Source organism: Ruegeria sp. ANG-R, assembly GCF_000813985.1.
In the GTDB taxonomy this organism is placed as follows: Bacteria; Pseudomonadota; Alphaproteobacteria; order Rhodobacterales; family Rhodobacteraceae; genus Ruegeria.
In genome coordinates, this window is sequence record NZ_JWLJ01000005.1 from 39,416 (window position 1) to 58,472 (window position 19,057).

At 58.1% G+C, this 19,057-nt stretch carries 17 protein-coding genes; 13 read left to right on the top strand and 4 right to left on the bottom strand.

Annotated features, from left to right (window positions below):
* Window positions 1-15 precede the first annotated feature (15 nt).
* From RA27_RS14050 to radC, 5 genes are read left to right on the top strand one after another with little or no spacing between them, the layout of a single operon-like run.
* Complete coding sequence (locus tag RA27_RS14050; protein ID WP_039540192.1) at window positions 16-951, top strand: ABC transporter substrate-binding protein; 936 nt, start codon at window positions 16-18, stop codon at window positions 949-951.
* Window positions 948-1,622: a thiaminase II gene (gene tenA, locus RA27_RS14055; RefSeq protein ID WP_082025131.1), complete on the top strand. Its 675-nt coding sequence runs from the start codon at window positions 948-950 to the stop codon at window positions 1,620-1,622. The genes RA27_RS14050 and tenA overlap by 4 nt, the downstream gene beginning before the upstream one ends.
* Window positions 1,619-2,344 (top strand): ATP-binding cassette domain-containing protein, encoded by a 726-nt coding sequence (locus tag RA27_RS14060; RefSeq protein WP_039540195.1) that lies wholly within the window; start codon window positions 1,619-1,621, stop codon window positions 2,342-2,344. The genes tenA and RA27_RS14060 overlap by 4 nt, the downstream gene beginning before the upstream one ends.
* On the top strand, window positions 2,341-3,075 hold the full coding sequence (locus tag RA27_RS14065; protein WP_039540197.1) for an ABC transporter permease: 735 nt from the start codon (window positions 2,341-2,343) through the stop codon (window positions 3,073-3,075). Before RA27_RS14060 ends, RA27_RS14065 begins: the two co-directional genes overlap by 4 nt.
* 35 nt (window positions 3,076-3,110) lie before the next feature.
* Window positions 3,111-3,866, top strand: coding sequence for a DNA repair protein RadC (radC, locus tag RA27_RS14070; protein ID WP_039540200.1), 756 nt, complete (start codon window positions 3,111-3,113; stop codon window positions 3,864-3,866).
* A gap of 3 nt (window positions 3,867-3,869) precedes the next feature.
* Here the strand turns inward: radC and RA27_RS14075 are convergent, their stop codons facing one another.
* From RA27_RS14075 to secA, 3 genes are all read right to left on the bottom strand, one after another.
* Window positions 3,870-5,417, bottom strand: coding sequence for a phosphate ABC transporter substrate-binding/OmpA family protein (locus RA27_RS14075; RefSeq protein ID WP_039540203.1), 1,548 nt, complete (start codon window positions 5,415-5,417; stop codon window positions 3,870-3,872).
* Between the two features lie 25 nt (window positions 5,418-5,442).
* Complete coding sequence (locus RA27_RS14080; protein WP_039540206.1) at window positions 5,443-6,363, bottom strand: hypothetical protein; 921 nt, start codon at window positions 6,361-6,363, stop codon at window positions 5,443-5,445.
* A gap of 100 nt (window positions 6,364-6,463) precedes the next feature.
* A complete protein-coding gene (gene secA / locus RA27_RS14085) occupies window positions 6,464-9,181 on the bottom strand; it encodes a preprotein translocase subunit SecA (RefSeq protein ID WP_039540209.1) in 2,718 nt (905 codons plus the stop codon).
* 176 nt (window positions 9,182-9,357) lie between these two features.
* Here secA and RA27_RS14090 point away from each other — a divergent pair, with 176 nt between their 5' ends.
* The 3 genes from RA27_RS14090 to mutT are packed head-to-tail and all read left to right on the top strand — an operon-like array spanning window position 9,358 to window position 11,833.
* Complete coding sequence (locus tag RA27_RS14090) at window positions 9,358-10,206, top strand: peptidylprolyl isomerase (RefSeq protein ID WP_039540212.1); 849 nt, start codon at window positions 9,358-9,360, stop codon at window positions 10,204-10,206.
* Window positions 10,207-10,211: 5 nt separating this feature from the next.
* Window positions 10,212-11,438, top strand: a complete 1,227-nt coding sequence (gene argJ, locus RA27_RS14095) for a bifunctional glutamate N-acetyltransferase/amino-acid acetyltransferase ArgJ (protein WP_039540214.1) — start codon at window positions 10,212-10,214, stop codon at window positions 11,436-11,438.
* The gene (mutT, locus tag RA27_RS14100) at window positions 11,435-11,833 is read left to right on the top strand and encodes an 8-oxo-dGTP diphosphatase MutT (protein WP_039540217.1); all 399 of its coding nucleotides are present in this window, start codon (window positions 11,435-11,437) and stop codon (window positions 11,831-11,833) included. Before argJ ends, mutT begins: the two co-directional genes overlap by 4 nt.
* A 68-nt stretch (window positions 11,834-11,901) precedes the next feature.
* Here the strand turns inward: mutT and RA27_RS14105 are convergent, their stop codons facing one another.
* On the bottom strand, window positions 11,902-12,843 hold the full coding sequence (locus RA27_RS14105; RefSeq protein ID WP_052265297.1) for a sterol desaturase family protein: 942 nt from the start codon (window positions 12,841-12,843) through the stop codon (window positions 11,902-11,904).
* A 468-nt stretch (window positions 12,844-13,311) separates the two neighbouring features.
* On the opposite strand from RA27_RS14105, the gene RA27_RS14110 reads away from it, so the two are divergent.
* The 5 genes from RA27_RS14110 to RA27_RS14135 all read left to right on the top strand — a co-directional run bounded on the left by RA27_RS14110 (window position 13,312) and on the right by RA27_RS14135 (window position 19,038).
* Window positions 13,312-15,255, top strand: coding sequence for an AMP-binding protein (locus RA27_RS14110; RefSeq protein ID WP_193746519.1), 1,944 nt, complete (start codon window positions 13,312-13,314; stop codon window positions 15,253-15,255).
* Window positions 15,256-15,329: 74 nt separating this feature from the next.
* Window positions 15,330-16,148, top strand: a complete 819-nt coding sequence (locus RA27_RS14115) for an ABC transporter ATP-binding protein (RefSeq protein WP_039540371.1) — start codon at window positions 15,330-15,332, stop codon at window positions 16,146-16,148.
* 562 nt (window positions 16,149-16,710) lie between these two features.
* A complete protein-coding gene (locus RA27_RS14125; RefSeq protein ID WP_039540226.1) occupies window positions 16,711-17,697 on the top strand; it encodes a branched-chain amino acid ABC transporter permease in 987 nt (328 codons plus the stop codon).
* Window positions 17,698-17,700: 3 nt separating this feature from the next.
* A complete protein-coding gene (locus tag RA27_RS14130; RefSeq protein ID WP_039540229.1) occupies window positions 17,701-17,958 on the top strand; it encodes a hypothetical protein in 258 nt (85 codons plus the stop codon).
* Between the two features lie 3 nt (window positions 17,959-17,961).
* Window positions 17,962-19,038 carry a branched-chain amino acid ABC transporter permease gene (locus RA27_RS14135; protein ID WP_039540233.1) on the top strand — a complete coding sequence of 359 codons (1,077 nt, stop codon included), beginning with the start codon at window positions 17,962-17,964 and terminating at the stop codon, window positions 19,036-19,038.
* Window positions 19,039-19,057: the final 19 nt, after the last annotated feature.

The window sequence follows — 19,057 nt, forward strand, 5'->3', positions numbered from 1 at the left end:
AAGGAAACGCGAGACATGAAAAAACTGATCACGGCCGCTGCTCTGTTGGCCGCCGCACCCGCCTGGGCCGAGGACAAGATGACCGTCCTGCTGGACTGGTTCATCAACCCCGATCACGGTCCGATCATTGTGGCGCAGGAAAACGGTTACTTTGCCGAGCAGGGGCTTGAGGTTGAAATCGTCCCGCCCGCCGATCCGTCCGCGCCACCACGTCTGGTTGCCGCCGGTCAGGCCGATCTGGCCGTGTCCTACCAACCGCAGCTGCATCTTCAGATTCACGAGGGCCTGCCCCTGAAGCGCGTCGGCACATTGGTTGCCACGCCTCTGAACTGCCTGCTGGTTCTAAAGGACGGCCCGATCAAATCGCCTGCGGACCTGAAGGATAAAAAGATCGGTTTCTCGGTCGCGGGCGTGGAAGAGGCGGTTCTGGGCACTGTGCTGGGCAAGTACGACGTGAAACTCGACGAGGTCGAACTGATCAACGTCAACTTCTCGCTTTCACCTTCGCTGATGTCCGGGCAGGTGGACGCGGTCATCGGGGCTTATCGCAATTTCGAGCTGAACCAGATGGATATCGAAGGCGCCCCCGGCACCTGTTTTTATATCGAGGAAGAGGGCGTGCCCGCCTATGACGAGCTGATCTACGTCGCCAATCCCGAAACCATGGATACCGACAAGGTAACCCGTTTCCTGGCCGCGACCGAAAAAGCGACTCAGTTCATCGTCAACAACCCGGAAAAAAGCTGGGAGATCTTCGCAGCCACCTCACCTGAACTGCAGGACGAGTTGAACGCCCGCGCCTGGGTCGACACGTTGCCGCGTTTTGCCCTGCGCCCGGCGGGTCTTGAGGCCGGTCGTTATGCAAGGTTCGAGGCGTTCCTGAACGACAGCGGCATGATCGACAGCGTCAATCCGGTCAGTGACATTGCCATCGACGTGACCGCGCAATGAGCGGCTATGGCAAAGCCTTCGCCCTGATGCGGGATGCGGCGCGGGACCCGTGGCGGGATTATACCCGCCACGCCTTTGTCGAAGGCATGAAAGACGGAACGCTTCCGCGCAAGGCGTTCCTGCACTATCTGCAGCAGGACTACGTGTTCCTGATCCATTTCTCGCGTGCCTGGGCGCTGGCGGTGGTGAAATCGGAAACGCATGAGGAAATGCTGGCCGCAGCGCGTACAGTGAATGGGCTTATCAGCGAAGAGATGAAGCTGCATATCGGTATTTGCGAAGCCGAAGGTATTCCACAGGATCAGCTGTTCGCAACGCCCGAGCGGCAGGAAAACCTCGCATACACGCGATTTGTGCTTGAGGCCGGATACAGCGGCGATCTGCTGGATCTGCTGGCGGCACTTGCGCCTTGTGTCATGGGCTATGGCGAGATCGGCGCGCGGCTGGCGATCGAGGCGACCTCGGACACCTATCGCGACTGGATCAACACTTATGCCGGTGAGGATTACCAAGCTGCGTGCAAAGCGGTTGGAGAGCTTATGGATCAGGCTCTAACACGGCGCATTAGGGCGGATTTTGAGACCTCCCCGCGCTGGGATCGCCTGTGCCAGACCTTCACGACAGCCACCGCTCTGGAGGTCAATTTCTGGCAAATGGGCCTGACCCCATGACACCCGCGCCCGATTTGTCGATCAGCGGCACGGCCACCATAGATGGCGCGACCCTGTTCGCGCCGTTGACCCTGACCCTTGGGGCCGGGGCGTGGACCTGTCTGCTGGGTGGATCGGGCGTGGGAAAAACCACCGTTCTGCGGCTGATTGCGGGTTTGGAGACCGGGGCTGAATTCACCGGCCGGATCACCGCGAGCGACGGTCGGCCTGTGTCCGAACGTGTCGCTTATATGGCGCAGGACGATCTGCTGTTGCCATGGGCGACCGTGGCGCAGAATGTCTCGCTGGGGGCCCGCTTGCGGGGCGAAACCGTCGATCTGGACCGCCGAGATCGGCTGATCGAACGGATGCGCCTGCAGGATCACTTGACCAGGAAACCATCGGAACTGTCAGGCGGCCAACGTCAACGCGTGGCCCTTGCCCGCACGCTGATGGAGGACCGCCCCATCGTTCTGCTGGACGAGCCCTTCTCGGCCCTTGACGCCCGCACCCGCGCAGACATGCAGGATTTGGCTGCCGAGGCGCTGCGGGGTCGGACCGTTTTGCTGGTCACCCATGACCCGGCCGAGGCCGCGCGCCTGGGTCAATCCATAGTGGTGATGACGCAACACGGATTGACGCCCTGTGATCCGCCCGCGGCACCTGCGCCGCGCGCTGTGGACGATCCCAACGCATTGGAAACGCAGGGTGCGCTGCTGAAATTGCTGAGAGAGGCAGCATGAGATACCTCTCGGCCCTTGCCGCGACACTATTTGCGCTGGCCGTCTGGCAGGGCGTTGTTTCGCTGACCGGCCTGCCGAAATTCATCCTGCCCGGTCCGGGGTTGGTGGCCGAAACCTGGTGGCAAAACCGCTGGCTGATTGCCGAACATACATGGACCACCGCTGTCGAAGTTGTCATCGGTCTTGCCTGCGGGACGCTTCTGGGGGTGGTCACTGCGCTGCAACTGGCAAATTCGCGCGTCGCGCGGGTGCTGGTGCAGCCGATGCTGGTGTTCACTCAGGCTCTGCCCGTGTTCGCGCTGGCTCCGCTGCTGACGCTATGGCTTGGTTATGGCCTGTGGTCCAAGGTCGCCATGGCGGTACTGATCATCTATTTCCCGATCACCTCGTCCTTCTTTGACGGGTTGATGCGCACGCCTGCCGGATATCTGGACCTGGCGCGCACGATGCAGGCCAGCCGCGGCGCGGTTCTGTGGCATATCCGTATTCCCGCGGCCCTGCCGTCGCTGGCGTCGGGGATGCGGCTGGCAGCGGTCTATGCACCGATCGGCGCGGTGATTGGCGAGTGGGTCGGGTCCTCGCAAGGGCTGGGATATCTGATGTTGCTGGCCAATGGCCGCGCCAAGACCGACCTGATGTTCGCGGCGATGCTGACGCTGGGGGTGTTCTCGATCTTGCTGCATATGATTGTCCGCCGTGCTACGGCAGGCATGGCCGGCGAGATGCGTTAACCAATCGGAAACCGATTCTGCGGCAGGGTGAACCCATGACACAGGACGCCTTTGCCGAAGCCCCGATGCTGTTCGATACGGATGAAGCGCCAGCGCAGCCGCTGCCGAGTGGTCGGTTACCCTCCTACATCAAAGATCACCGCAAGCGGCTGCGCGAACGGTTCATGTCCGGCGGCTCGGCGGCGATGCCGGATTACGAGTTGCTGGAGCTGGTGCTGTTCCGATCCATCTCCCGGCAGGATGTGAAACCACTGGCGCGGGCGTTGATGGACGCGTTTGGTGATTTCAACCGCGTCTTGACCGCGCCCGAGGAACGGCTGCGCCAGATCAAAGGCGTAGGCGATACCGTCATCACCGATCTGAAAATCCTTGAGGCTTGCGCTCACCGCATGGCCCGCGCCCGGGTGATGCAACGGCATGTGATTTCGGGCTGGGACGCGCTTCTGGATTATTGCCACACAACGATGGCGCATCGCGAGACCGAACAGTTTCGGGTGTTCTATCTGGATCGCAAGAACGTTCTGATCGCGGATGAGGAACAGGCCAAGGGCACCGTAGATCACGTTCCCGTCTATCCACGCGAGGTGGCGAAACGGGCGCTGGAACTAAACGCCTCGGCACTTATTGTTGTGCACAATCACCCGTCCGGCGATCCGACACCCTCGCAATCGGATATCGACATGACCAATCGGATACAGGATGCATGTTCAGCGCTGGGCCTGACCCTGCATGATCACCTGATCATCGGCAAATCAACCGAGCTTAGCTTTCGGGCGCAAGGGTATCTGTAAGGTTTACCGAACCCAGACCTCAACCCGGCGATTCACCTTGCGGCCCCATTCGGTGTCATCGCAAGCCATGGGCATGGCTTCACCAAATCCCTCAACGGTGATCTCGATACTGTCCGGGATGCTTGTCTCGATCGCAGCGAGGACCGCGTTGCGCACCGTTTTGGCGCGCTGCAGAGCGATGCGCGCATTGGCAGAGGCCGCGCCTTCCCCATCGCTGAACCCCGCGAAGGTCAGTTGCTGTACATCAAGCGTACCGCTTTCCAGCGCTTGCGCCAGTTGCAGGATGTTGGACCGAGACTGCGCGTCGGGCCGGGAAGATCCCGCTTCAAATCGGAACGACAAAGATAGCCGGGACAACGGGCGGAGCGTTTCGATCATCCGCTGCAGTTCTTCCAGCCCGACCTCGGAACCCCCGGTTGTGATGGCATTGGCCAACCGATCGCCCTGCAGGCCAACGTGTATCATCTCGGGTGATTGATCGACAAAGCCTGCCCTGCGAATAACCGGCTGCGCCGCGTCGCTTTGGGTATAGGCAAGGAATTGTCGCGCGATGCGCGGCAATCGCCTTTGTGGCAGATAGATGAACAGGGGCGAGGTCAGCGGATAATCCTCGGTTTTTACCGATTGCCGTGTTGCCGAGAGGGCATGACCGCAGCCGCCGGTCAGTGGCAACGCGCGCGCATCGTCGGCCTCGGCAAGGCTCGCGATACCGATCGCAAACGGGTCGGATGAGACCGTCCGGACAAGATCGCTACTGCGCACGTGACGCGTGATGTCCGCGGAGTGCGCCGGAGCCAGCAGCAGGTCTTCGACCGCCTGCGCCAAACCCGATCCGGCTTGCGGCAGGTGCAGCGAGATCGGTGCGTCGGGGCCGCCCAGATCGGTCCAGTTGATGACCTCGGCCGCGAAGACCTTCGCCAGATCAGCCGGGGATATCTGACGTACCGGATTGTCAGCCGATACAACCGGCACCATCGCATCCAGCGCCACGACGCGTGACCGGCGCGCTTGCGTCAGATTCCCTAGTCCGGCATCGCGGGTCAGCTCCATCTCATCCGGGCGGATTTCGCGTTGTGCCAGCACAATATCGGCGCTGTTTTCAGCCAGATCGGCAAAGCCTCGGGCAGTGTCCGCGGCGTGAAATGTCAGCCTGGCCAGAGGGGCCTGTCGATCAGGATGATGCAGAGCATACACATGTTGCGTTTCGGCACCCTCGGGTTGCGATAGTATCAGCCCCTCCTGCGCTGCGAATCCCTGGGCAAGTGCGGGTAGCAGGGTCTCGGCCATGACCGATGAGCCGGAGAACCGGATCTCGGCCACAAAATCGGTCAGATTAGGGCAGGCAGGCCCATCGCAGGTGACGCCCGAACCATCAATCGTCAGCTCGCCGAACTGAGTGTCGACACGGTAGAACTCGCCGTCATATCCCAACAGGGTTCCGACCACCTCGACCTTGCCGTCATGTGAGGTCAGGGTGATGTCCTGCGCCGTAGCGACCTGTGCCGAAAACAGCGCCAAAAGCGCGGCCTGTGCCGCACGAAGAATTTTCATAAGAGACCGTTGAACTGCCTGCTGCCTATCTGGCAGCGATTGTCAGGTCTGAGAACAGATTATTCAACACCAGAAAATCACCCGCTGCATCGCAGTCGGGCATATCCAGCGTCAGATCACGCGACCGAAGGCGCTGATCTGTGCGCCATTCCAGCGATTGCACGTTCAGAGCTTTGCCGCAATTTGCCTCGGTGACCTCGGTTTCAACCGAAAGAGTGATTGTCCCGGTCTCGGTCGTGGACTGAACGGGGAAGGAATACACTTCTATGTTGCGCGCGGTGTCCGAACCGCCCTGTCCCAGATGGATCACCGAGCCCGTCCCGCCGGCCTCGGAACCGGACCAGACATGACCCTCTTCTCCATAACCGGCGCCGAATTCAAGCGCGTGCAGCTGCAGGCCTGTCTCACCCTGCCACTGCAGCGCGATCCGGTTGAAACTGTTGATTTCGGGCACATGAATCGTCGCAACCGTGCCTTTCTCATCGGGGAATGAGATGAGATAAATGGCATATTCGGACAGCGCCGGTACCGTCAGGTTCAGGCCGCCAAGCGAATCTGTTTCGGTACTGAAAACAAGCCCGTTGTGGTGAACCTCGATGGTTTCATTCGCATGGCAAGGGGCTTTGACCCGCAACCGGACATTCGCGCCGGGCACCGCCAGAGCGCGTGCGCTCAGATCGCAATTCGACGGCAAACGGCTTTGTTCCGGGCTTGGTCGCGAGGGTTCAGGCAATATATCGTGGCTCGTTTCTGCCGGGGAGGAGGAGGTCAGAACAACATCCCTGAGCCCGACTAGGCCCGAGTCCTGGTCCGAGATCGAAGCGATGCGCGCGCCACTTTGCTCAGCGGCGGGCTGCGGCGCCGAACCGCTTTGCATCAGATATCCGATGGCCACGGCGCAGGCAACGGTTCCGCCCGTGGTCACGTAGTTCTTTATTACAAACAAGACACCCTCCCCAGTTGAAGGAGCGAGTTGCAATCTGATGCTGAAACACGGCCAATATGTGGCCGTGAGGCGGACTCATTGTGTCGGAAGGCAGGTGACCTTAGGTCAATCTTCCGTGGCAGTGTTTGAACTTTTTGCCTGATCCGCAGGGGCACGGGTCATTGCGCGACGGGTTCCCCCACGTTGCCGGATCATCTTCGACAAAGCCGGGGCGGGCATCGCCAGAAGCCTCGGCCTCGGCCAGAGCCTCGGCCCTACCCGCTGCCTTATCGACCGCTTGCTGAGCCTGGGCCTGCTGCGCCGCCATCTGCGCCAGCATTTCCTTCTGTTCTTCTTCGCTCAGCGGACGCACGCGCGACAATTGCTGCGTTACGGTTTCACGCAACGAATCGAGCATTCCTTCGAACAGTTGGAAACTTTCGTTCTTGTACTCGTTCAGCGGATCGCGCTGCGCATAGCCGCGGAACCCCACGACCGAGCGCAAATGTTCCAGCGTCAGAAGATGCTCGCGCCATTTGCCGTCGATGGTCTGCAGCAGAACCTGCTTTTCGATGTTACGCATGTTCTCGGGGCCGAAAGCGACCGCCTTCTGCGCCATCATTTCATCGGCGGACTTGATCAGACGTTCACGGATTTGCTCGTCATCCACGCCTTCCTCGGCGGCCCAGTCCTGAACCGGGGCATCGATGCTCAGCTTGTCCTTGATTGCCTCATGCAGGCCATCCGTGTCCCATTGATCGGCGTAGGTTTTCGGCGGCATGTATTCATCGATCATGTCGTCGATCACCTGTTCGCGCATGTCCGACACAATCTCGGACAGATCGTCCGCCGACATGATCTCGCGCCGCTGGCTGAAGATCACTTTACGCTGATCGTTCATCACGTCGTCGAATTTCAACACGTTCTTGCGCATGTCAAAGTTACGGCCTTCGACTTTGGACTGCGCCCGTTCTAGTGATTTGTTCACCCAAGGATGGATGATCGCCTCACCTTCTTTCATGCCCAGCGTGGTCAGAACCTTGTCCAGCCGTTCCGACCCGAAGATGCGCATCAGGTCGTCTTCGAGGCTCAGGTAAAACACGGTGCGGCCCGGGTCGCCCTGACGGCCAGAGCGGCCCCGCAGCTGGTTGTCGATCCGGCGGCTTTCATGCCGCTCGGAAGCCATGACATAAAGGCCACCGGCTTCCAGCACTTTTTCTTTTTCTTCCGCGTGCCTGGCTTCTTCTGTCGCACGCAGCTCGGCCGGATCGGCCTCGGGGTTTTCGGCCAGCGCCTTCAGCACCTTCATCTCGACATTACCACCCAGCTGAATGTCGGTGCCGCGGCCCGCCATGTTGGTGGCGATGGTCACCGCACCCAGGCGGCCAGCATCGGCCACAATCTGTGCTTCCTGCTCGTGTTGACGGGCGTTCAGAACATTGTGCTCGATGCCTTCCTGGGTCAGCAGCTGGCTGATCACTTCGGATTTTTCAATCGAGGTCGTACCGACCAGACAAGGCTGACCTTTTTCACCGGCCCTTTTGACCTGTTTGATAATGGCATCATATTTCTCGGCCGTCGTGCGATAGACCTGATCGTCTTTGTCCACTCGCGCAATCGGTCTGTTGGTCGGAACCTCGACCACCCCCAGGCCATAGATTTCCTGGAATTCTTCGGCCTCGGTCAGAGCGGTGCCGGTCATGCCCGACAGTTTGTCATAGAGGCGGAAATAGTTCTGGAAAGTCACACTGGCCAGCGTCACATTTTCAGGCTGGATCTGTACGCCTTCCTTGGCTTCGATGGCCTGATGCAGGCCTTCTGACAGACGGCGGCCCGGCATCATCCGGCCAGTGAACTCGTCGATCAGCACGACATTGCCATCACGGACGATATAGTCCTTGTCGCGCTGTAACAGCTTATGCGCACGCAGACCCTGATTGACGTGATGTACGACGGTCGTGCTTTCGGGGTCGTACAGAGAATGCCCCTCGGGGATCAGACCCGCAGCCAGCAACTGTTCTTCCAGAAACTCGTTGCCCTCGTCGGTGAAGGTCACGTTGCGGGTCTTTTCGTCCAGCGAGAAGTGATCTTCCTGCAAAGTTGGGATCACCGCATCGATGGCAGTGTACAGGTCCGACCGATCCTGCGCCGGCCCCGAGATGATCAGTGGTGTCCGCGCCTCATCGATCAGGATCGAATCCACCTCGTCCACAATCGCGAAATTGTGGTGCTTCTGATAGACCTGCTCCAGATCGGCCTTCATGTTGTCGCGCAGATAGTCAAAACCCAACTCGTTGTTGGTCGCATAGGTGACGTCACAGTTATACGCCGCCATCTTCTCGGCATCTGGCTGGCCCGACCAGATCACTCCGGTGGTCATGCCGACTGCGGCAAACACCTTGCCCATCCATTCCGAGTCGCGCTTGGCAAGATATTCGTTCACCGTGACCACATGCACGCCCTTGCCGGTCAGTGCGTTCAGATATGCGGGGAAGGTTGCGACAAGCGTTTTGCCTTCACCTGTTTTCATCTCGGCAATGTTGCCTTGATGCAGGAAAGCGCCGCCCATCAGCTGTACGTCGAAGGCCCGCAGACCCAGCGCACGTTTCGCCCCTTCGCGTACATTGGCAAAGGCTTCGGGCAGCAGGTCATCCAGCTTTTCGCCATCCAGCGCGCGTTTGCGCAGTTCGGCGGTCTTTTCGATCAGACCGTCGTCGGAAAGCTTCTCGAACTCCGGCTCCAGCGCATTGATCTTTTCGATCAGGGGGCGGGTCGCCTTGATCTTGCGGTCGTTCGGTGTTCCGAACACCTTTTTGGCGAGCGTTCCGAGTCCCAGCATGTTCACTCCAGCGGATCTGTTCTTATCGTGGTTGCGACAGGCTTGCCCACCTTGCGCGCAACCCATAGATACGGGGGGTGAAAGGCGGCCCTGTCCAAGGCTTCAAAGCGATGTAAGCGGCAGGTTCTGAAGTGTCAACGCCGCGCCCTGTCGCGGCAAAGAAATAGGATGATTCCATGCCCAAAGGCCTCACTTTTCTGCCATCGCTGGCGCTTGCTGCCGTGATGGCTCTGCCGCTGGCCGCCCAGGAGGCACCGGATGCCAACACCGTTGTTGCCCGCGTGAACGGCGACGAGATCACATTGGGTCACGTCATCGCCACCGCTTCGGCCCTGCCTGCGCAGTATCAGCAGTTGGAAGATGACGTCCTGTATGACTTCATCCTTGAACAACTGGTCCAGCAGCACCTGCTGGGGCAAGAACAAGAGGCGCTGAACCCGCTGAACGCGCTGCGGTTGGAAAACGAAACCCGTTCTTTGCGCGCGGTGCAAACGGTCGAGGCGCTTACAGCCGCCGAGGTCACGGATGAGGCCATTCAGGCCGCCTATGACGCACAATTCGCCGAGTTCGAGGGCGAAGACGAATTCAACGCCAGCCACATTCTGGTCGAAACCGAAGACGAAGCCAAAGCGATCAAAGCACAACTGGACGAGGGCGCGGATTTCGCCGAACTGGCGAAAGAGAAATCCACCGGCCCTTCTGGTCCCAATGGCGGTGCGCTGGGCTGGTTCGGCAAAGGCCAGATGGTGTCCGAGTTCGAAACCGCTGTTTTGGGCCTTGAAAAGGGCCAGATTTCAGAACCGGTGCAAACCCAATTCGGCTGGCATCTGGTCACGCTGAATGACAAGCGAAAAACGGAAGCGCCCGAGCTTGAGGTCGTGCGCGCTGAATTGGCCGAGACCATCCGGCAAGAGGCGATCCAGGCCAAGATCGATGAACTGACCCAGCAAGCGACGATAGAACGTCCCGCGCTGGAAGGGGCCGGGCCCGAGATCATGCGCCAGTTCGAACTGTTACAGGAGTAACGCGCGTGGCCACGATCACCAAGGTTTCGCCGCTGGCCCCTGCGGCTTTCCCCGACTTGCCAGCCATCGACGGCGTACGCTTTGCCACTGTTGAGGCAGGCGTGCGCTATCAGGGCCGCACCGATGTGATGCTGGCAGTGCTTGATCCGGGCACGTCGGTGGCTGGGGTCTTTACCCGCTCAGCCACGCGCGCGGCGCCTGTGCTGGACTGCCAGGAGAAGATCGGCGGCCCCAACGACGGCCCGGCGGCGATCCTTGTAAATTCGGGCAACGCCAATGCCTTTACCGGCCATTACGGTCAGACCTCGGTGGCCGAGGTGACGCAGGCCGTCTCTAAGGCCACAGGTGTGGCCGATGGCCGGATTTTTACCTCCTCCACCGGCGTGATCGGAGAGCCGCTGGCTCATGACCGAATCATAGCCAAGCTCGAAGACCTGAAATCCACTCTCAGCCGCCACGCCATCGAAGACGCGGCACGGGCGATCATGACCACCGATACCTTCCCGAAAGGCGCCTCGGCGCAGGTAGATATTGGTGGCAAAACAGTCTCTATTGCAGGGATTGCGAAAGGCTCCGGCATGATCGCCCCCGATATGGCGACGATGCTGGTCTATATCTTCACCGATGCACAGGTCGAGCAATCAGCACTGCAAGCGATGCTGTGCGGGCAGACCGATCGCACCTTCAACTGCATCACCGTGGACAGCGACACCTCGACCTCAGACTCGCTGCTGCTATGTGCCACCGGAGCCTCCGGCGTCGATACCACCGGCAACGCGGCCTTTGCTGAAGCTTTGGAAAAGGTGATGCTGGGCCTTGCGCAGCAGGTGGTGCGCGACGGTGAAGGGGCCACGAAATTCGTAGAAATTCGTGTGACTGGGGCCGCCACGGATGCCGACGCCAAGACCCACGGGTTGGCCATTGCCAACTCTCCTCTGGTCAAAACCGCCATCGCGGGCGAAGACCCGAACTGGGGCCGCATCGTCATGGCCATTGGCAAATCCGGCGCCGCCGCGGATCGCGACCTTCTGAGCATTTCCTTCGGAGATATCCTTGTGGCCGAAAAAGGCTGGGTCAGCCCCAATTACCGCGAGGAAGATGCCGCATCCTATATGAAAAGTCAGGACCTGGTGATCGCGGTCGATCTGGGTCTGGGTGAGGGGGCATCCACCGTTTGGACCTGCGATCTGACCCACGGCTATATCGAGATCAACGCGGATTACCGCTCGTGAAAACAGTATTAGTGTCTGCCGTCGCCCTGATCGACATTGAGGGCCGCGTCCTGCTGGCCCAACGTCCCGAGGGCAAGTCGATGGCCGGTCTCTGGGAGTTTCCCGGCGGCAAAATCGAACCCGGCGAAACCCCCGAGGCCGCCCTGATCCGTGAGTTGCACGAGGAGTTGGGCATCGACACCTGGGCCTCCTGCCTCGCGCCTTTGACCTTTGCCAGCCACAGCTATCACGATTTCCACTTGCTCATGCCTCTCTTTGCCTGCCGCAAATGGGAGGGCATCCCGCAATCGAAAGAGGGTCAGGCGTTGAAATGGGTGCGGGCGAATGATCTGCGGAACTATCCAATGCCTGCGGCGGACGTGCCGTTGATTCCGATCCTGCGGGATTGGTTGTAGGTCAAAAGCTGCGCAAACTGTCTCATTCTCTGGCTGGGTGACAGGCAGTTTTTCTTTCACGAAAATGGTCAGCTACGCTGAAAAATCCGGGCTGCCTTCATCACCGGCTCAACGTAAACGCCGTAAAGTGATCGATAATCCTTGGTTTCCGGCCCGATACCGAATTGTAGTTCTTCGCGGCCTTGAGGCACATAGAGCGTCCCGCCCAGTCTATCCCAGATCGCCAACCCGCCACCCATGTTTTTATCCCAGTGCTTGGGATCACTTGAGTGATGGATCTGATGCATTGCTGGCGAAATCAGCCATTTTTCAACACGTGGGCCAAAGCTGACCCATGCTGGACTGTGGCGCAGGACACCGCCGATGATGTTGGAGGCAAAGAAAATGACGTTCGCCCCGCCAATTTGATAGACCGTCAGGTGATCTCCAAACAGGCCCCAAAACACACCATTTACTATCGCAGCTGCGCCTACCGTGCAAAACACGAAAAACACAGTATCGAACGGGTGGTGTCGCTCGGCTGTTGCAAAGTTCAAATGTTCTGCTGAGTGATGGATCTTGTGGAATTCCCAGAGCAATGGAACCTTATGTTGTAGATAGTGCAACCACCAGCGCATGAAATCGTTGACCAGATACAACGTAACGGTCAGCGCAACTGCGGCCCAAACCGAACCATCTTCATTTTGAAGATTTGCGCCCAGAGTTCTGATCTCATCTGCGATTACAGGCGTCAGTTGCCAAAGGGTTTTCACAATCCAATCGAGTACAAACACATAGAGGACCGGATTAAGCACGAGAATTACGTAGTCGATAAACGCCGAACGGGATCGCCAAACCTCTTTCCTGAAAAAAACGGAAAGGAACCTTCGGTCATCTCCCCCAATCCGATGGGCAATGATTGCAATGATCATGCCGCACAGAACGTATACCCAAAAATGTCGCAGGTTTGCGTTATCAGCAATGCCCGAGATTTTGGAGATGGCCACCTGTGCCAGTTCTGTTGGATCCATTGCGCCGCGCCCGCGTGAAACTCCCGACATAAGTCCAGTCACACAAAAAACCGGCGGAATTATGACGCATTGGTTCCTTCTGCCAGTCGTCTACCTCGCCTCACAGATCGCTGTATTTTGCGTTCAGGGACCCCTGCTGCTGTTCCTATTATCTCCACTCGTGATCTTGATTTGTTCTTTCCGCTAAATACGGGCGACAATTAGATCTCTTGCGATCTGGTGGATGATGGGATCGTTCAATTCAAAGGTATGTAAGTTTTGTACAATTCGAACGATTGCCCCTGCTTCCTTGTTACAATTTGTTAGAATTGAGAAAACATCAGGAAAAAGTTGACGCTGATCCTTCGCATGTCCCTAATCGGGGCGTTGGCGTTCGGGCACCATCCCGAACCCGCCATTTTCGACCCAGGGAGGGGTCGGATGGGGAGGAGAGAAAGATTGGCTCAGACGCAGTCGGGCGCTGAAGGGATGCACTCTCTTCTGGCGCTGTTACACCGCAATGCGACCCAGTTCGGGGATGCCCCGGCCTATCGGGAAAAGGAGTTCGGGATCTGGCAATGCTGGACCTGGACTGAAGCTGCCAAGGAAATCCGTGCTATTGCGCTGGGCTTTTTGGAACTTGGTGTTGAGAAAGGCGACCATATCGCTGTCATAGGCCGCAACCGCCCGGCGCATTACTGGTCGATGGTCGCGGCGCAGATGGTGGGCGCGATTCCGGTGCCGCTCTACCAAGACGCGGTTGCCGAAGAGATGACCTATGTGATGGAGCATTGCGGCGCGAAATATGTCGTCTGCGGCGATCAGGAGCAGGTCGATAAGGTCATCGAGATTCAGGAAAAAGTACATCAGATCAAGCACATCCTGTATACTGATAAGCGCGGGATGCGGAAGTACGACCACAGCCAGATGAACGCGCTTGAGGACATCATGGCCGAGGGCAGTGCCGGCCACGCGCGGTTTGATGCGGAACTCGACAAGCGCATCGCCGAGGTCACCTATGACGACACCTGCGTGATGCTCTACACCAGCGGAACGACGGGCAAGCCCAAGGGAGTGGTGCTGTCGAACCGGAATGTCATCGAAAGCGCCAAGAACTCAGCGGACTTCGATCATCTGACCCGGAATGAGGATATCCTCTCCTACCTGCCGATGGCCTGGGTGGGCGATTTCATCTTTTCCATCGGTCAGGCATATTGGTGCGGCTTCTGCGTGAACTGCCCCGAAAGCGCCGACACGATGATGACCGACCTGCGCGAGATCGGGCCGACTTATTTCTTCGCCCCGCCGCGTGTGTTTGAAACCCAGCTGACCAATGTGATGATCCGTATGGAGGATGCAGGCAAGCTGAAGCAGCGCATGTTCCACCACTTCATGGCCCACGCTAAGAAGGTCGGCGGTCTGCTGCTGGACGGCAAGCCGGTGGGCTTTGGCGACAAATTGAAATACGCGCTGGGCAACCTGCTGGTTTATGGCCCGCTCAAGGATACGCTTGGCTATGGCCGTTTCCGTGTGGGTTATACAGCGGGTGAGGCGATTGGGCCGGAAATCTTTGATTTCTATCGCTCTTTGGGTATCAATCTGAAACAGCTCTATGGCCAGACCGAAGCAACAGTATTCATCACCGTGCAGCCGGATGGCGAGGTTCGGGCCGACACGGTTGGCGTTCCCGCGCCGGATGTCGAGCTGAAGATCGATGACAGCGGCGAGATCCACTATCGTTCGCCCGGGGTGTTTGTTGAGTATTACAACAATCCGGATTCCACGGCTTCAACCAAAGATGCCGAGGGCTGGGTTGCAACCGGTGATGCCGGGTTCATCGAAGAAAGCTCGGGCCATTTGCGGATCATCGATCGCGCCAAGGATGTTGGCAAAATGGCTGATGGTTCGATGTTCGCGCCGAAATATGTTGAGAACAAGCTGAAGTTCTATCCTGATATTCTCGAGGTCGTGCTGTTCGGCAATGGCAAGGATCGTTGTGTCGCCTTCATCAATATCGATCTGACCGCGGTTGGAAACTGGGCGGAACGCAATAACGTGGCCTATGCGTCCTATCAGGAACTGGCAGGTCATCCACGTGTGTTAGAGACGATTCGCGGCCACGTGGAAGCGGTGAACAAGTCCGTTGCGGCCGATGAGATGCTCTCGGGCTGTCAGGTGCATCGCTTTGTGGTTCTGCACAAGGAACTGGATGCGGATGATGGAGAGATGACGCGGACCCGCAAGGTGCGGCGCGGGTTTGTGGAAGAGAAGTTCCACGACATCATCGCTGCGCTTTATGACGGGTCTGGCCAAGTGTCGACCACCACCGAGGTGACCTATGAAGATGGTCGCAAGGGTTCGATTTCTGCGACGTTGGAGATCGTCGACGCCCCGGTTGTGCCGGTCGCGCAGCACAAGGTGGCGGCGGAATGATGGCCGGTCGTGCGCCGCTCGACCTGCGGTCATCGCCCCGCCCGCCATCCCGTTTTTGTGTCAGGGAGGTTCTGATGCTGGATAATTCCGAAGGATATGTCACCGAGGACGGCCGCAAGATCGGCGGTGTGGTGATGGAAATGAAAAACATCACTCTGCGCTTCGGCGGTGTTGTGGCGATCAAGGATATCTCGTTCGACATACGTGAGGGTGAGATCCGGGCCATCATCGGCCCAAACGGGGCTGGCAAGTCCTCGATGCTGAATGTGATCTCGGGCTTCTATGTCCCGCAGGAGGGTGAGGTCTGGTTCCACGGATCCAAGCGCCCTCAGATGCGGCCCTTTGAGGTGGCGCAGCAGGGTATTGCACGGACCTTCCAAAACATCGCTCTGTTTGAAGGGATGAGCGTTCTGGACAACGTCATGACCGGGCGTCTGGGTTACATGAAGACCAACATTTTTCAGCAAGCCTGGTGGAAGGGTAAGGCTGAGGCGGAAGAGACCGAGAACCGGGAGGCGGTTGAGAAGATCATCGATTTCCTTGAGATTCAACACATCCGTAAAACGCCTGTGTCCCGCTTGCCTTACGGGTTGAAGAAACGCGTTGAACTGGCACGTGCGCTGGCGGCGGAGCCTAAACTGCTGCTGCTGGATGAGCCGATGGCAGGCATGAACGTCGAAGAGAAAGAGGACATGAGCCGCTTTATCCTCGACGTGAATGACGAGTTCGGCACCACCATCGCTCTGATCGAACATGACATGGGCGTGGTGATGGACCTGAGCGACCGGGTGGTTGTGATGGACTACGGCAAGAAGATCGGGGACGGCACACCCGATGAGGTGCGCAACAATCAGGAAGTCATCGACGCCTATCTGGGGGTGTCGCATGATTAGATGTGACACTCTTGGATATCAACTCTCGGAGTACTTACGCCAGAATATCATTTTTCTTCTGATGGCCTTTGCGTCTTGTGTTTTGCCCTCGCTTGCAGTGGCAAGCGAAGAATCTAAAGTACTATCAGGCGTAAGTAGTCGGTGTGTGCAAACACTACTGAAGCTTGATGGTGGTCGAGTATTCGAGGGTGCTGAGTTTCAGAATTTTCGGAAGGGTAGAGTGTTTCTGACGGTGGACAACGTACCAGTTTCAATCGTTTTGAATGCGGACAGGTTCAGCGGTCATCGAGAGACCTGTAGTTTTCAGACTGCTGACTCAGCGAAGCTCGATTGGGGTTTCTTCGCAGCGCAACTCACCAATCAGATGGAGCAGATCGGGTTGGAGCGTCAACGCCCATATACCGAAACGAACTTCAAGTTTTCTGGATGCACAGAAGCAGAGTATGGACGGTCATATCTCATAATCAGCGCCCTCTACCTCTCGAAATCTAAGCAGGTAGTCTATTCAGCCAGATCACAAAGAAGCGATGTAGAAAAATGCGCATAGAGAGGACAGCAACTAATGCCTGAACAACTCGTATTTGCGATGGAGGTCATCCTCAACGGTCTCATGGCCGGGGTGCTCTATGCGTTGGTCGCGCTGGGCTTTGTGCTGATCTACAAGGCGTCGGGGATTTTCAATTATGCCCAAGGTGTTATGGCCCTTTTCGCGGCGATGACGCTGGTCGGGATCATGAACGGGCAGGTGCCTTTTGCGCATCTGATCAATGCGATCTTCGGGACCCATATCCACTATTTCGGTTGGAATGTGCCTGCACTGCTGGCGATCATTCTGACCATGGGAGTGATGGTTCTGCTGGCTTGGTGCGTGCAGCGGTTCGTTATGCGGCATCTGGTTGGGCAGGAACCGATTATTCTGTTCATGGCGACTATCGGTCTGGCCTATTTCCTTGAAGGCGTCGCGGACCTGATGTGGGGATCCGAGATCAAGACACTGGATGTTGGTCTGCCGCAGGGGATCAACTTGTGGATCGATGAGACGACGTTCAACATTTTCGACTACGGCTTCTTCATCGACAATCTCGACATCGTGGCGACGATCATCGCGGCGCTGCTGGTGGCGGCCTTGGTCGCGTTCAGCCAATACACCAAGCAGGGCCGGGCAATGCGCGCCGTGGCTGATGACCATCAGGCGGCGCTGTCGGTCGGGATTTCGCTGAACTTCATCTGGGTGATGGTCTGGTCTGTGGCCGGGTTCGTGGCTCTGGTCGCGGGCATCATGTGGGGCACCAAGTCGGGCGTGCAGTTCTCGCTGTCACTCATCGCGCTCAAAGCGCTGCCGGTGCTGATGCTGGGCGGGTTTACCTCGATCCCCGGAGCCATCGTTGGCGGGTTAATTATCGGTGTAGGCGAGAAACTGTTCGAGTTTGCCATCGGCCCCTTGGTCGGCGGTGCGACCGAGAACTGGTTTGCCTATGTGCTGGCGTTGATCTTTCTGGTGTTCCGGCCGCAGGGCTTGTTCGGCGAGAAGATCATCGAGAGGGTGTAGGGTATGACCAAGCTGATTGCCATCATCAACGTGATCGCATGGGCGGGGTTCTGGGCCTTTGGCTACATTGCCCTGACATCAAGCGATCTGAGCGAAGGCCAGCTTGTGATTGCAGTGCTTCTGGCCTTTGCCGGGCTGGTCATGGGCATCCTGGCTTACATGAAGCTGGTGCGTGCCTCTGAGGCCACTGGATATGCCAAAGGGTCCAATCAACTGGATGCCGCTGCCCGCAATCGGGCGCAGGAAGAATGGGGAAAGTAAGATATGTTCTATCGTGAGGCCGGGGACTTCAAGACCTCCTACGTAGCTGACAGCCAGACTTTCCCGATCAAGTTCGACCGCTATCGATATTACGTCGTGCTGGCGGTGGCGTTCGGAATCATTCCGTTCATCATCAACGATTATTGGGCCAACGCGCTGCTGCTGCCATTCCTGATCTATGCCATCGCTGCGATCGGGCTGAACATTCTGGTGGGCTATTGCGGACAGGTATCGCTAGGTACCGGCGGGTTCATGGCTGTAGGCGCATATGCCTGCTACAAGCTGATGACTGCGTTTCCGGATGTCAGCATGTTCATACATGTGATCCTTGCAGGCGGCATCACCGCAATCGTGGGTGTCCTCTTCGGCTTACCTTCTCTACGGATCAAAGGGTTCTATCTGGCGGTGGCCACGCTGGCGGCACAGTTCTTCCTTGTCTGGCTGTTCAACCGGGTGCCGTGGTTCTACAACTACTCGGCCTCGGGCCAAATCAACGCGCCTGAACGCGACGTATTCGGCATCATCATCACAGGTCCGAATGCGCCTGCCTGGGCAACCTATCTGTTCTGCCTGATTTTCCTGACCGTCTGCGCCATCATCGCGCGCAACCTGACCCGCGGTACCACTGGTCGTACCTGGATGGCCATCCGCGACATGGATATTGCGGCCGAGATTATCGGAGTGAACCCTCTTAAGGCCAAGCTGACCGCTTTTGCCGTCAGTTCGTTTTTTGTGGGCGTGGCCGGTGCGCTGTTCTTTGCGGTCTATCTGGGTGCGGTCGAGGTTGGCGAGGTCTTTGGCATCCAGAAATCGTTCCTGGTGCTGTTCATGGTCATTATTGGCGGTTTAGGGTCTATTTTCGGGTCATTTGCCGGTGCCGCATTTCTTGTGCTGCTGCCGGTGGTCCTGAAAGTGGTCGGAGTCGATGTGCTGGGCTGGCCTACGGATATTGTGGCGCATCTGCAGTTGGTGGTCGTGGGCGCACTGATCATCATGTTCCTGATCCTCGAACCGCACGGGCTGGCGCAGCTGTGGCGTGTGGCGAAAGAGAAACTCAGACTCTGGCCGTTCCCGCACTAGCGGGCAGGCCCAATCAAAA

What these genes read in the sequence shown, in the direction of transcription:
- RA27_RS14050 (WP_039540192.1), top strand. Translation starts at nt 16, where the DNA reads ATGAAAAAACTGATCACGGCCGCTGCTCTGTTGGCCGCCGCACCCGCC.
- tenA (WP_082025131.1), top strand. Translation starts at nt 948, where the DNA reads ATGAGCGGCTATGGCAAAGCCTTCGCCCTGATGCGGGATGCGGCGCGG.
- RA27_RS14060 (WP_039540195.1), top strand. Translation starts at nt 1,619, where the DNA reads ATGACACCCGCGCCCGATTTGTCGATCAGCGGCACGGCCACCATAGAT.
- RA27_RS14065 (WP_039540197.1), top strand. Translation starts at nt 2,341, where the DNA reads ATGAGATACCTCTCGGCCCTTGCCGCGACACTATTTGCGCTGGCCGTC.
- radC (WP_039540200.1), top strand. Translation starts at nt 3,111, where the DNA reads ATGACACAGGACGCCTTTGCCGAAGCCCCGATGCTGTTCGATACGGAT.
- RA27_RS14075 (WP_039540203.1), bottom strand. Translation starts at nt 5,417, where the DNA reads ATGAAAATTCTTCGTGCGGCACAGGCCGCGCTTTTGGCGCTGTTTTCG.
- secA (WP_039540209.1), bottom strand. Translation starts at nt 9,181, where the DNA reads ATGCTGGGACTCGGAACGCTCGCCAAAAAGGTGTTCGGAACACCGAAC.
- RA27_RS14090 (WP_039540212.1), top strand. Translation starts at nt 9,358, where the DNA reads ATGCCCAAAGGCCTCACTTTTCTGCCATCGCTGGCGCTTGCTGCCGTG.
- RA27_RS14105 (WP_052265297.1), bottom strand. Translation starts at nt 12,843, where the DNA reads ATGGATCCAACAGAACTGGCACAGGTGGCCATCTCCAAAATCTCGGGC.
- RA27_RS14110 (WP_193746519.1), top strand. Translation starts at nt 13,312, where the DNA reads ATGCACTCTCTTCTGGCGCTGTTACACCGCAATGCGACCCAGTTCGGG.
- RA27_RS14115 (WP_039540371.1), top strand. Translation starts at nt 15,330, where the DNA reads ATGCTGGATAATTCCGAAGGATATGTCACCGAGGACGGCCGCAAGATC.
- RA27_RS14125 (WP_039540226.1), top strand. Translation starts at nt 16,711, where the DNA reads ATGCCTGAACAACTCGTATTTGCGATGGAGGTCATCCTCAACGGTCTC.
- RA27_RS14130 (WP_039540229.1), top strand. Translation starts at nt 17,701, where the DNA reads ATGACCAAGCTGATTGCCATCATCAACGTGATCGCATGGGCGGGGTTC.
- RA27_RS14135 (WP_039540233.1), top strand. Translation starts at nt 17,962, where the DNA reads ATGTTCTATCGTGAGGCCGGGGACTTCAAGACCTCCTACGTAGCTGAC.